Source organism: Methanosarcina hadiensis, from assembly GCF_046529725.1.
Taxonomy (GTDB): Archaea; Halobacteriota; Methanosarcinia; order Methanosarcinales; family Methanosarcinaceae; genus Methanosarcina; species Methanosarcina hadiensis.
Genome location: NZ_CP136241.1, coordinates 1,600,615 through 1,612,883 on the forward strand (window position 1 = coordinate 1,600,615; position 12,269 = coordinate 1,612,883).

At 39.2% G+C, this 12,269-nt stretch carries 13 protein-coding genes; 5 read left to right on the forward strand and 8 right to left on the reverse strand.

Annotated elements, in window-relative coordinates; translation table 11 throughout:
* The first annotated feature begins 139 nt into the window (after positions 1-139).
* Complete coding sequence (locus RSJ42_RS06910; RefSeq protein ID WP_410509850.1) at positions 140-1,171, forward strand: signal peptidase I; 1,032 nt, start codon at positions 140-142, stop codon at positions 1,169-1,171.
* A 240-nt stretch (positions 1,172-1,411) separates the two neighbouring features.
* Positions 1,412-2,392 carry a DUF5305 family protein gene (locus RSJ42_RS06915; RefSeq protein WP_410509851.1) on the forward strand — a complete coding sequence of 327 codons (981 nt, stop codon included), beginning with the start codon at positions 1,412-1,414 and terminating at the stop codon, positions 2,390-2,392.
* Between the two features lie 224 nt (positions 2,393-2,616).
* Here the strand turns inward: RSJ42_RS06915 and RSJ42_RS06920 are convergent, their stop codons facing one another.
* The 6 genes from RSJ42_RS06920 to RSJ42_RS06945 form a co-directional block, all read right to left on the reverse strand.
* On the reverse strand, positions 2,617-3,105 hold the full coding sequence (locus RSJ42_RS06920) for a phosphate-starvation-inducible PsiE family protein (RefSeq protein WP_410510331.1): 489 nt from the start codon (positions 3,103-3,105) through the stop codon (positions 2,617-2,619).
* A 139-nt stretch (positions 3,106-3,244) separates the two neighbouring features.
* On the reverse strand, positions 3,245-4,612 hold the full coding sequence (locus tag RSJ42_RS06925) for an ABC transporter permease (RefSeq protein WP_410509852.1): 1,368 nt from the start codon (positions 4,610-4,612) through the stop codon (positions 3,245-3,247).
* Positions 4,613-4,636: 24 nt separating this feature from the next.
* The gene (locus tag RSJ42_RS06930) at positions 4,637-5,989 is read right to left on the reverse strand and encodes a COG1361 S-layer family protein (protein WP_410509853.1); all 1,353 of its coding nucleotides are present in this window, start codon (positions 5,987-5,989) and stop codon (positions 4,637-4,639) included.
* Positions 5,990-6,184: 195 nt separating this feature from the next.
* Entirely contained in the window at positions 6,185-6,910 is a 726-nt protein-coding gene (locus RSJ42_RS06935) for an ABC transporter ATP-binding protein (protein WP_410509854.1), read from the reverse strand.
* A gap of 659 nt (positions 6,911-7,569) precedes the next feature.
* Positions 7,570-7,776: a helix-turn-helix transcriptional regulator gene (locus RSJ42_RS06940; protein ID WP_410509855.1), complete on the reverse strand. Its 207-nt coding sequence runs from the start codon at positions 7,774-7,776 to the stop codon at positions 7,570-7,572.
* A 22-nt stretch (positions 7,777-7,798) separates the two neighbouring features.
* Entirely contained in the window at positions 7,799-8,194 is a 396-nt protein-coding gene (locus RSJ42_RS06945) for a hypothetical protein (protein ID WP_410509856.1), read from the reverse strand.
* Between the two features lie 461 nt (positions 8,195-8,655).
* Between RSJ42_RS06945 and RSJ42_RS06950 the strand changes: the two genes are divergently transcribed.
* Positions 8,656-9,033 carry a winged helix-turn-helix transcriptional regulator gene (locus RSJ42_RS06950; protein WP_410509857.1) on the forward strand — a complete coding sequence of 126 codons (378 nt, stop codon included), beginning with the start codon at positions 8,656-8,658 and terminating at the stop codon, positions 9,031-9,033.
* A 284-nt stretch (positions 9,034-9,317) separates the two neighbouring features.
* Here RSJ42_RS06950 and RSJ42_RS06955 read toward each other — a convergent pair whose 3' ends face one another.
* Positions 9,318-10,265, reverse strand: coding sequence for a pirin family protein (locus RSJ42_RS06955; protein WP_410509858.1), 948 nt, complete (start codon positions 10,263-10,265; stop codon positions 9,318-9,320).
* Positions 10,265-10,405: a hypothetical protein gene (locus tag RSJ42_RS06960; RefSeq protein WP_410509859.1), complete on the reverse strand. Its 141-nt coding sequence runs from the start codon at positions 10,403-10,405 to the stop codon at positions 10,265-10,267. Before RSJ42_RS06960 ends, RSJ42_RS06955 begins: the two co-directional genes overlap by 1 nt.
* Positions 10,406-10,764: 359 nt before the next feature.
* On the opposite strand from RSJ42_RS06960, the gene RSJ42_RS06965 reads away from it, so the two are divergent.
* On the forward strand, positions 10,765-10,983 hold the full coding sequence (locus tag RSJ42_RS06965; protein WP_410509860.1) for a hypothetical protein: 219 nt from the start codon (positions 10,765-10,767) through the stop codon (positions 10,981-10,983).
* A gap of 496 nt (positions 10,984-11,479) precedes the next feature.
* Positions 11,480-12,247 carry a class I SAM-dependent methyltransferase gene (locus tag RSJ42_RS06970; RefSeq protein WP_410509861.1) on the forward strand — a complete coding sequence of 256 codons (768 nt, stop codon included), beginning with the start codon at positions 11,480-11,482 and terminating at the stop codon, positions 12,245-12,247.
* Positions 12,248-12,269 lie beyond the last annotated feature (22 nt).

Below are 12,269 nucleotides of genomic sequence, written 5' to 3' on the forward strand. Positions count from 1 at the left end.
AGAAAATAGTCAGTAACAGGAAAAACCTGTAATGGACACATAGCAAATCCAGGATTTCCTGCTCCTGTTATATACACAGAAGATGGGGTCAGGAAGGACAAAATTTCTATTCAGGCAAATTTGAGAAAGGGGTAGAAGCATGAAGGAAAAAGAAACCCTGCAGACTGTAATTGCTCTGCTGGTTGCAGTATTCCTTATCAGTTCCTTAATTCCGTTTTTTACAGGGTCAGCAAAGGCTCTGATAGTGTTGAGCGGGAGTATGACGCCTTTAATGCTGCCCGGAGATATGATAACCGTAAAGTCTGTCAATCCGGATGAGCTTGAGGTGGGGGACGTTATAGCTTTCAGGGACCCAGGCAGTAAACCTGATTCTTTTGTTACTCACAGGATCATATCCATAGAAGAGAGAGATGAACGGGTTTTCAGGACTAAAGGGGATGCAAATGAGGAAGAAGATAGCTTTAAAGTGCCTGCATCAAATGTTGTGGGGAGGCTAACTTTTGTAATCCCTTTCGCAGGATATCTTCCTGCGGCCTCAAGAGATAAAACGCTATTTTTTTTTACTGTAATCCTGCCTGCATGCCTTATTATTCTTGATGAAGTCCGGAACATAATTAAGTACTCCAATCCAGCCAGCACTCACAAAATGAAACTTGATCAGAAAAAAACGGCCAGGCGTGTTTCTCCTGTTGTTCTGGGAAAATGGCTTGCAACACTTATTCTTATAAGCGGGTTTGTTTTTTCAGGAATTGTTGCGGATAACCAGGGTAAAAATGGGCCTGCAGTACTGGAAGAAGAAAACATTATAGAAAACTCCGGTTTTCTGCCACTTGTGTATGTTTTTATGCCTGATAATCCTGAGCATAGGGTTGATATTGACCACTGGTACGGGGTAGTTCCCCCGGCTGATACAATCCAGGTTACTGCACCTGAAAATACGCCTGTTGTGGTTAGTTCTGCGCCTTATATATTGCCGGTTTTCTGGATAATTGCTCTGGCAGATGTAAACCCTTATCTTCCTGGGATGGCTGGAGTTGTGCTCTATACCCTGGTTTTTGCATTGCTTCTATTTCCTTTATGGCACAGGAAATCGGCATCTGGGAAGCGGAGAAAGAGGGTCAGGCCCTGCAGGTTGTTTGCACAGTGGAAAAGAGCGCTGCACATAAGTTGAGCTTATGGGAAATTTGTCCTGGATGAAATTGTAACCTTGCCTACCTATCAATTAACTTTATGCACTCTATAAATAAATTATTAATGTATATAAAAAATTTTGAATAAAACAGATAAAAGATTTAAATGTTGAAATCATTAATGGACATAGGGAAATGGTGGTAAGAATCTGAGGATTGAATCTCTTAAACTTAAAAACTATATAATAAACAAATTTAGAATATTCTTATTTATATTCGGAATGATAATGATTCTTTCCGGGATATGGGCATGTGATGCATATAGAGAGGAAGAATATGAAGTCCAGGAAAAGCTTGTTTCTTCCTATACGCAGTATGGCGTATATACATATACGGTACCGGTAACAGAAGCAAATCCTCTCTATGCGAAAGGAACAATACTCGAGATGGGAAAGCCGGCTTATTTTTTAACAGTGTCCCCTATAATTGATGTTTCTTTTACATACCGTCTTGAATCTACCGATTCTGCGGATATCAGCGTAGAGAGAGAGACAATGATTGTTGCGACAAGTAAGGAAGTAGCTGAGGGAGAAGAGAAAATTTTCTGGCAAAAAGAGTTACCTTTAAAATCGGAAGGATTTGACAAAATCAATAACGGGGAAATAGTGACTTCTAATTATTCTCTTAACATCTCCGAAGTTCAATCAATGGTTAAAGGGGTGCAGGACCAGTTGAAATACCCACAGGATGCAACGATAGAAGTTGTAACCCGTGTCTACTATGATGGAAAAATAAACGGGGAGGATGTTGAAGGTATAGAGGAATTCTCTATGCCGATCGCAATATCTTCTTCATATTATCAGATACCTGAAGAGATAGAGTTCAGCGAAGACACTAATAAATATAAAAAGGTCAGGGTAAAGAAAGATCCGTCACTGTCAACCATCAAAATGCCCCTTTCCCTGTTTCTGTTCAGCATGGTACTTATAGGGACAACTCTTCCCTTTATGAATATGAGTTCAGTCGAGCCAGCGTATATCGAAAAGCTTGAAAAAGAACGCAGATACTCGTCGTTCAAGGATTTTATCAGCAAAGGCAAGCTTCCTGAAAAAAGAGGCTCACTTCTGGAGGTTGAGATTTCTTCGCTTCAAGAGCTTATAGATGCTGCTGTTGATACAAATTCACGGACAATATATGACCAGGAAGCTGGAACTTATTTCATGATTCATAATAATGCTCTGTATATTTTTTATGACATATAATAGGAAAAACAGGAATTAATTAAGTAAGAAACAATGTTATAGAAGCTTGTCATGAAATTCCATTTATAAAATATAAAGAAAAGTTTTCAGGAAAATTATACCGAAAAAAACAGATATCTATGAATACAGAATCTATGTGTTTTGTTTTCAAGATAGAAAAATATGTTTCTCATCGTTATCCAGGACAGATGAGAAACTATTGACTCACTTTTTAACTGAGGGTTTTAACTGAGAGGTTTTTTTCCTTCAGCGTCAGGGTTGCACCAGTCAAGGAGGGAGTTAAGGCCTGCTTTTGAAGGTGTCTGGTAGTTCCTTGATCCCGGAGAATATTGAACTGCAAGCATTCTTATCACACCCAGCACAAGCAGCAGCACTGCAAGGCTCAGGATGAATTCATATCCAAATTTCTGGGAGTAAAGACCCACAGCGATCTCACGCAGGACGATTAAGATTGTGGCATCCGTAATATCCGTAAGTTTGATTCTGTCGTGTTCGTGATAATCAACAAAAGCTTTGAAAAGGTCAATAACAATAAAAACTGTCAATACACTTGTTACCATGTGATTGAATCCGCTCTCAAGTGACTCAAAAACAATGAAACGAATCTCCAGCAGGGTTTTTGCCATTCCCACGATTAAAGCAAATAACAGTATGTAAAGAATGATCGTGACAATGGCATCCGTAGCCTGCTTAAATAATTTTAAACTATCAATTTTTCTTTCCATATAATACCCTATCAACACATTTTTCGGATCATATAGAACTTTTAATATTTTTTACATACTTACTAAGGCATATGCTTCTATTTATCTCTTCTTCTCTTTCTTTTGCCTGATATTTACTCTTAAGTCCTTATTCATACCTCAGGGCGTCTACAGGCTTCAGTTCGGATGCATTCTTTGCCGGCACAAGGCCTGCAATCAATCCAACGATTATAGAGACCAGAGTTGCAATAAGGGTGCCTTTAAGGCTGAGGGCAAATTCAAAAGGGACACTCAATTTCATTGAAATCAGGAACAAAAAGAGCTGTACTGCTGCTGTTCCGAGAAAGATTCCTATTACTCCGCCTACAAGGCTGATCATTGCGGCGTTGCAAAGAAAAATCATCATTATATCGCTGTTTTTTGCTCCTATGGCTTTCATAATCCCGATTTCTTTTGTCTTCTCGAGCACGGAAGTAAACATTGTGTTAGCAATCCCGGTTGAGCCGACAAGAAGAGAGATGCTTGCAATAAATGCAAGAAATGCTGTGAGGCCGTTAATCAGTTTTTTTGTACTTTCAATAGTCTCTTTTGACGAGCTTATATAAAAGTCCTGAGTATCTTCGGTAACTCTTCTTGAAAGCCTTAGTTTGCGCTCGATCTCCTGGAGGGCTGCATCATAATCCGCCTCATTATGAAGTTTTAATTCTACTGTATCGTACACATCCTGATTTCTTTCAGTAGCATCCTCTTCATCACCCCTGAGAGAATATACCTCCTGATAAGGCATGTATACACTGCTTCCAAAAATATCTCCCATACCTCCGAGAAGCCCTCCGTCTTTTGCGAGTATCCCGATTACCCGGTAAGATTTGCCGTTGAGAGGGATCATCTGGTTAAGCCGGATCTCCTGTTCAAAAGTGCCTTTTGCGAGTTCATTAGAAATAACCACAACCGCCCTGTCCCCGGGAGCCAGCATCCTGCCCTCTCCGACTTTCTTTTTTGTAATCTCAGGCCATACGGCAGGGTCCACACCATTAACCCATACAAAGGTTGACTCGCCTCCGGACTTCAATTCAGCTCCTGTTTGTACATTAACGTTTACATATTCGACAGCCGGAATACTGCGCAGGACAAATACATCCTTTCTTGTGAGCTGTGCCTCAGTTTCGGTTTCAAATTCTATGGGATCGGAAGAGTAATTCTCTGATCCCTTCTCAGTTCCTGCAGCTGTTTCCGAGGCTATTACCGAACTTTCACCTGAGCTCTCTTCCGTATCTTCAAAGCCCATATCTTCTTCGGATGTTATTTTAAAAGGAATTGAAGCTACTATTGTAATTGTATCGCCCCCTATCCCTTCCAGAGTTTCGGTTACCTGTTCCTGAAAATACTCTCCCGTTGTAATGATTACCATAACCGAGGCAATGCCTATAATAACCCCTATGATAGTCAGCCAGCTCCTCAGCTTATTGGCTTTGACCATGTTCAGAGCGATTTTCAAAATCTTAGCCAGCTTCATGAAACCACAGGTCCGAGTCCAGGTTTATTCGCCTGTTTTCTTTTCATCTATCTGGCTTTCGCCGGTCGGGTCTGCTTCAGCATTTTTTTCCATTACTTTCTTCTGATACCTCTTATATAGAAAAACACCTGCAGCACCGAGCAGGAGAAGGAACAGGAGTTTATACGGCAACATGCTCGATTCGTTACTCTCCTCTGTAAGCTTTGAGCCTGTCTGCTTGATCGAAGGAGACGCATAAAGTGGGATCATATTCTCATCAACCTGCCTTATTCCATCACTGGAAGTGTAACTGATTTCAAATTTTATTGGAAGCTCCTGACCGACAGTTGCAGGCTTCAGATTAAAATCTGCAATTGTATAGTCTCCTTTTGCCAGGTTACCGAGAACTACTGAATTACTGCCGTCTGTGACTGTCCAGTTTTCCTGAACGGGAATAGAAACCTTTACCGAGTTTGCACCGTTGTTCCCTATATTGGATACTGAAAACGTATAGGCGCCTGTAGGGCTCTGTTCCATAAAAGCGATATCGAAATCCGTGGTGCCTCCTATGTAAATCCCTGCTTTACTTTTGATAGTCTTCCTCTTCTCGTTTTCTACATATCCGGCTTCGGTAATTGTCTGGAGCTCCTCAATATCATCATAGGTCAGGGTCAGGTCCAGCTTGTATAAGCCAGGTTTCGTGTTCACATTGGTCAGAACATTAAAGCTAACGTTCGCAGTTTCTCCAACATCAATCAGGTTAATGTGCTTGACATTGCTGGAGCCTACGGGCAGGATCACATCGTTTGAGCATTCCCAGGAAAACATGGAGTTTTTAAGGGGAGAGTTCCCTACATTTTTTATACCGAAAACAAGGTTTGTTTTCTCCCCGGGTATCATTTTCTCAACACTGATATATTCTATTTCAGCGTTTGATTCGCTGTCAACATCTATTGTTAGCTCCCGCTTGAGAGAAATTTTATTTTTCTTATCTGTTGAGTAAAGGTACACTTTAAGGGGATACGAGCCTTCATTAACGTCATTTTCAACTCCGACTCTGAACTTCAGGACTTTCCTGCGGTCATTTTCAGAGCGTTTTCCAAGAGTTCCTATATTCATTACAGGATTTTCCTCTGAAAGTATCTTAAAAGGATATTCTGGCTCGATTTTCACAAAGCAGTTATCTATATCATTATAGCCTGTGTTCTCAACTGAAATCCTCACTTCAAGTACATCCCCTGGCTTTACAGGATCAGGGTCCTGATTGAGCAGGTCAATGCTTATACCTTTATCCAGGCTCGACGAATTAATAGTACCTGCACCCAGTGCTGTTCCGCTGCATAATAATAAACTTAATAAGATTATGAATATAAAGCTGATAAATTGTTTATCATCCATTTTAGGACCTCGGTTTACTAACTCAAGTCTGTCGTTTTTTAAGAAAATCGTTACAGAAACCCATCTTAAAAATTAGAATGGAATCTGTTCCATCTTTCACTAGTTATAATGAAATTTGTTCAGTCTTTTCACTTAATATAATGAAATTTGTTCAGTTTTCTACCTGACCTGATTCTATTCTGAAATTTGATCCTTTTAATCCGGACCTGAGGTTTCAGGATTGATCTGCGCTTCGTTCGGGATATCCCTGATCATCTCCCCGTCCTTGAGCTGAATATGCCTGCTGGCATATCCTGCAAGGTGAAGGTCATGGGTAACCATAACTACTGTTTTATTTTTTTCTTTCCAGAGCCTGTACAGGATTGAAATTACTTCCTGTCCGGTTATGCTGTCAAGCGCTCCTGTCGGTTCATCTGCCAGGATTATTTCCGGATCACAGGCAAGGGCTCTTGCAATCGAAACTCTCTGCTGCTGCCCCCCCGAGAGCTGGGAAGGTTTATTTTGCAGCTTGTCCGAAAGCCCTACAAGGTCAAGAAGTTCTTTTGCCTTCTTTTCCGCAATGCTGTCATCAACCTCCTGAATTTCAAGGGGAAGAAGCACATTCTCAAGAGCAGTCATGCCGGGAATCAGGTTGTACTGCTGAAACACGAACCCTATGGTCCTACCTCTAAGGGATGCCAGGTCCGATTCCTGAAGCTGGGCTATATCCCTGCCTTTTAAGAAAATTTTCCCCTTTGAAGGGACATCAAGACAGCCTACCAGGTTCATCATGGTAGATTTCCCGCTTCCCGAAGGGCCTATTATTGCGACAAATTCTCCTTTCCCAAGCTTTACGCTCATATTTTTCAAAGCATTGACCTGGACTTCGCCCATCTGATAGGTTTTCCAGACGTTCTGGAAGACAATCAATGTATTTTCCATGTTTTCTCCTGAATGGCCTACTTGATAAATATTATATATCATTTAAAAAGTTTATTTAATTTATTTCTTTCCTAAAATTAAGCTTCCCTAACCAGATTGGAAAAAGGCATCATTAAAGCAGGGAGGGGTTACAATGCTCCCGGATAATCTAAGGATAAAAAGGAAGCTATTATTCACCTGCCAGTTTTATGATACCTTGAAAACCCTTTTTAGAAATTATTCTCCTGAAGGACTCGAATCGCTAGCCTCATATGTTGAATAGTATATCAGGGTTTATTATACAGAAGTACACCAGTTACGTGCAAGTCTAACTTTTATTAAAAAGTTTTATAATTAATTCCTGATTAAAGTAAAAATAAAATGGCGTAAATCAATAATACGGATATTTTTTCCTTAAACGTGGATTCAATGGGATTTATGAGCTAATTTAACTATAGGTTACTTTCAATTAACTCTTTATAAGTTTTCCTTGCTAAGTCCTCTGGGTAGAGATTTTTTAAGCATTTAAGACTGCTGAACTTCTCCTGACCTGCGATTGTTTTAGACCCTGGACAGAAGTTATAAGTACAACAATAATTTCAATTAGAATTCTGAATAATTTCTGTATAATTCTGAATAATTTCTGTATAATTCTGAATAATTTCTCTCCTGTCTAAAGTCTACTCAAGGTCCGAATCTTCAAAGATAAACAATTCATCAATTGTGGTTCCCAGAGTTCTGGCTATCCTGCAGGCAAGTTTCAGGGAAGGATTGTATTTTCCTTTTTCGAGGAAAACAATGGTCTCTCTCCTTACTCCTACCAGGTTTGCAAGAGCTTCCTGGGTCAGGTCATGCCTGGCCCGAAACTCTTTGATCCTTGTTTTCACCTCTGCACCCTCCGGAAACCTTTTATTCGATGTCTCCTTTACGCATGAAATACCATCTGAAGATATTTGCTGAGATAATCATGAAAAAAAGCAATATCCCCAATATTATTTCAGCTGTGAACTCGGCAAGCCCGAGTAATGTAACCCAGTAAAGCACAGTAATAAGCACAAGTGTAAGAAGCCATGAATAGGTAATCCCATATGCTGCAAGCTTTTTTGTCCTTTCGTCCTTATCAGGCAGGTCTCCATGTCTGAAAAGTCTGAATGCTACCATAAGAAATAAGATCGTTCCCATTACAACCAGAAAAATTGAAATCCGTGGATCAACTCTGAGGAAAGCCACCGACAGCATTCCCGCAAGCATAAGGAATACTCCTAAAATAAGCCTGTGCTTATACTCTTTTTTTATATCTGCCACTTTTATTCCCTCCTCTATTACCAGTAATTTTTTATCAATAGTTTTTTATCAGTAATTTTTTATCAGTAATTTCGTTACAAGCAATTTGTTATCAATTATTTTGTTTCTATTGAATAGTGCTTCATTGAAGATTTTTATTGGATTTGTTGAACATACCCGAGAATTTGTCAGGTATTTATCACATATTATTTGATATTCCGAACTTTAAGTTAGATATAATTAACATACTCTATTATTTCTAGTTTTTGCCTGAAATGAAAAGTTAAGTTGGAAATAAAGATATGATTCATAAGGGAGCGTTATGCGCTGTACAAGAAAAGGGAGGAAAATAAAGGAAAAGCTGATAACATTAAATTGCTGGAGATTTTGATTGACTTTTTCAATCATATTATTTATGTGACCAATTGTTTGATAGTTTACACCGGTCTAATTGTCCGTACCTCATAGAAAAATTGACTTTAATGAGAGGAGGAAAGTTCACAGGAGCTTTTCAAAATTCCTATGTTTTGACGGATAATGATAGGATAATGATAGCGCATCTTAAAGGCGATACAAGAAAACAAATATTTCTTAATATTCTGGAAAAGCCTGAGATTACAAACCAGGAACTTTCAGAAAAGCTGAATCTGGACAAAGGTACTGCCCATTGGCATAATATAAAGAGATTAAAAATGTTAATATTATTTAGCATGAAAGTACTTTCAATTACTTTCATTATTTGTGCCTGTTATTTGAGAAATTTCATGTTTGTTTGGCATGAAAGTGCTTTCAAGTACTTTCATTTTTTGGGCATCTTACTCGAAGAATATCATGTGCGTTTTTTCCGAAGCAGAGGGTAAATTAGAAGATATTCTATGAATCCGGCTCTCGAAGAGGATCTGCTAAGATGGCTTAAAAATATGAGTTTTGAGAGACTTACTCGATTCTTGTAAAAGACTTTTAGGTTTCTGGAAAAGAAAAAGTAATTACAAGAAATACAGCAACTTTTCACAACAATTAAAAAATAATATTTGCCCAGCAATGATGCTTTTAAGATTTATCATCCAATCTGGCAACTTATATATCATTTTAGTGCACTTCAAGAATCAAAATATTATAACAGAAGGTTTATTTATTTCTTCCCTCAGTTATACGGTTTCCCTGATTTCCGGGCTTTTGATACTGCACGATGTTTTGTAAATGTACCTTTTTTATATTCCTCAAAAGCAACTCTCAATTCTTCTTTTGTGTTCATGACTACAGGCCCGTACCAGGCAACAGGCTCTTTTATGGGCTTTCCTGATATGAGAAGGAACCTTACGCCTTTATCACCTGCAGTTACTTCGATCGAATTTCCATCTCCGTAGAGGACCAGAGTTTCCGGGCATATTATACAATCTCCTGCAGGGTGGAGGTATCTTTCACCTTCTACTTCAAAAGCACAGGGGTCTTTTTCCCTGTCAAAATATCCGCTGCCTTCTATTACATACGCAAAGACGGTATGGCCCTGAATCGTTATATGGGAAAACTTTTCATTTGCCGGGACCGTAATATCCAGGTATTCGGGATCGGTAGCTATTCCCTTTACAGGTCCCTCAACTCCGTTTACTTCTCCGCAGATAATCCTTACCTTCAACCCTTTTTCCATAAGAAGTTGAGGAACGCGGCTGCTTTTGATTTCCTGGTACCGCGGTTCTGTCATCTTATATGAAGCCGGAAGATTCGCCCACAATTGGAAACCCCACAAAGTTCCTTCCTTGTCCCCGCGTGGCATTTCATGATGAATAATCCCGCTTCCAGCAGTCATCCACTGGACTTCCCCTGACCGGATTATACCTTTATTTCCAAGGCTGTCTTCATGCCTGATTTCTCCTTTAAGGATATAAGTAATGGTTTCAATCCCCCTGTGAGGATGCCAGGGAAACCCCACGCTGTACTCACCCGGTTTTTTTGAATGGAACTCATCAAGCAGTAGGAAAGGATCGAATTCAGGAACGTGTCGAAACCCGAAAGCCCTCTTAAGGTGTACCCCTGCCCCTTCGACAGTTGGCATACTCTTTCTTATTTTTTTTATTTTTCTTAGATTGGTCATTACGGCAACCCCCTCTCGAAGAACAGTCCCCTGTATTTTTTTAAAAAATTAGAACCGTTGCTCTGCCTGAAAATAATATTCTTATCAATAACAGTAGATAGTCTTTCTGGATTTTTTCCGGTTCCTGTGTCTGTGCCCATACTGGCCCCCCTATGTATAAGTATCGAAGTTGATCTATTTGGTTTTGTTGGAAAAAATCTTGTATCCAATATGTAATACTCAATCTTATGATGCTTGATTTTAAGATTATATTGATAATTATATTTAAACTGTTTGATAATGGGGTATTTAATAATGAGCCTGTTTCAAAATTATATATTATTAATTTTATATTATAGAGAGGATTAGTATACATTTCCAGGAACTTACTGATGCTTAATGGACTCATATTCACTCATACCTTCCTCCCTTAACCCTCAGCTGGGAGGAAGAGAGTAAATGATCATCAGATCATTAACGGAATTTTTATGTTCTTGTTACAGGTTATCAATGGCGAGATATGCCCAAAAGATGCGGATTTTACGTAACTGCCTGGAGACAACTAAAAAGATGGTCTGAAGAAGGAATTTGGGATAAGATCCTTAATTCTCTAATAGATGATTCTTATCAGGATGGACAACTCTCCCTTGAAATTGTTGCAATGGATAGCAGTTTTGTAGAAGCAAAAAAAGAGTGGAAAGTGTCGAGTATAACTGATTCAAAAAGAGAAAAAGAATAAAGATTCATGCAGCTGTAACCTTAGAAGACCTTCCATTAAGCATTGTTATTGTCCTTGAGCAGAATATGATCCTTACAGGTTCGAAGAGACTATTGGAGCAATAAAAGTCAGGACTGGATACAAACCAATAAAAAGACCAGAAGAAATAGTAGCAGATTCAATTTATGATGATGCGCAGGTACGAGAGTACCTGCTCAGGAGAAGAATCAAAGCTTCTATTCCTGAAAACAAAAGAAACAGAAAGAAGAGAAAAAGAAGAAGGCCTGGAAAATTTAATAAAGAATAGTATGCAAAAAGATTAGCAGTAGTAAGGTTTTCCTCAAGATAAAAACAGGGTTTAGAAGAATAATCCTGAGATATGAAAGATTTGACAGAATACTAAGGGCATTAGTGATAATAGCAACATTCTTCATTTACTGGGAAAAGCTACAGGAGAAGTTTTGAAACGAGCTCGTAGAAGATACGAAGTATGACAACGGAAGTAAGGAGTATGACAATGGAAGAAATAACAATCCACGAGTTTGATTTTTCCCTCATCAATGAATTTTTCACAGAGCTTGAAAGGCAGGGGCCCGGCAGCTCCGAAGAAACCATCAGGGCATTAGGTTTTATCGGCAATCTCTCAAACAAAACAAAAATTGCCGATTTAGGCTGCGGCACAGGCGCTCAAACAATGGTTCTGGCACAAAATACAGAAGCAACCATCACCGCCCTCGACCTTTACGCCGGCTCGATTGATAAACTAAACGCAACAGCCAGAAAACTTGGTTTGCAGAACAGGGTAAAAGGTATTGTCGGTTCAATGGATAATTTGCCGTTTCAGAATGAGGAATTTGATCTTATATGGTCTGAGGGGGCTATTGCCAATATAGGTTTTGAAAAAGGCTTGAACCACTGGAAGGGCTTCCTCAAAAAAGATGGTTATATTGCCGTAACATATGAGTCATGGTTTACCGATGAGCGTCCCGCTGAAATTGAGAAGTGGTGGTTGGACGCGGTTCCTGAAATTGGCACAATAGGGTATAATATTTCCATCATGCAAAAAACAGGTTATATTCCTGTTGCCGTATTTATACTGCCTGAAAATTGTTGGATAGACAATTATTTTGTTCCGCAAAAAGCAAGGCAAGAGGAATTCTTGAAAAAACATGCGGGGAATAAAACCGTTGAGAATATGATTGAATTTATGAGGCGTGAGGCAGATTTGTATTCAAAATACAAACAGTATTACGGATATGTATTTTATATTGGGAAAAAGATGTAAAATAACAATGGTTTACGTCGCT

Coding starts and splice junctions, on each gene's coding strand:
- RSJ42_RS06915 (WP_410509851.1), top strand. CDS start 1,412: ATGATAATGATTCTTTCCGGGATATGGGCATGTGATGCATATAGAGAG.
- RSJ42_RS06955 (WP_410509858.1), bottom strand. CDS start 10,265: ATGACCAATCTAAGAAAAATAAAAAAAATAAGAAAGAGTATGCCAACT.
- RSJ42_RS06935 (WP_410509854.1), bottom strand. CDS start 6,910: ATGGAAAATACATTGATTGTCTTCCAGAACGTCTGGAAAACCTATCAG.
- RSJ42_RS06950 (WP_410509857.1), top strand. CDS start 8,656: ATGAGAGGAGGAAAGTTCACAGGAGCTTTTCAAAATTCCTATGTTTTG.
- RSJ42_RS06925 (WP_410509852.1), bottom strand. CDS start 4,612: ATGAAGCTGGCTAAGATTTTGAAAATCGCTCTGAACATGGTCAAAGCC.
- RSJ42_RS06970 (WP_410509861.1), top strand. CDS start 11,480: ATGGAAGAAATAACAATCCACGAGTTTGATTTTTCCCTCATCAATGAA.
- RSJ42_RS06960 (WP_410509859.1), bottom strand. CDS start 10,405: ATGGGCACAGACACAGGAACCGGAAAAAATCCAGAAAGACTATCTACT.
- RSJ42_RS06965 (WP_410509860.1), top strand. CDS start 10,765: ATGCCCAAAAGATGCGGATTTTACGTAACTGCCTGGAGACAACTAAAA.
- RSJ42_RS06930 (WP_410509853.1), bottom strand. CDS start 5,989: ATGGATGATAAACAATTTATCAGCTTTATATTCATAATCTTATTAAGT.
- RSJ42_RS06910 (WP_410509850.1), top strand. CDS start 140: ATGAAGGAAAAAGAAACCCTGCAGACTGTAATTGCTCTGCTGGTTGCA.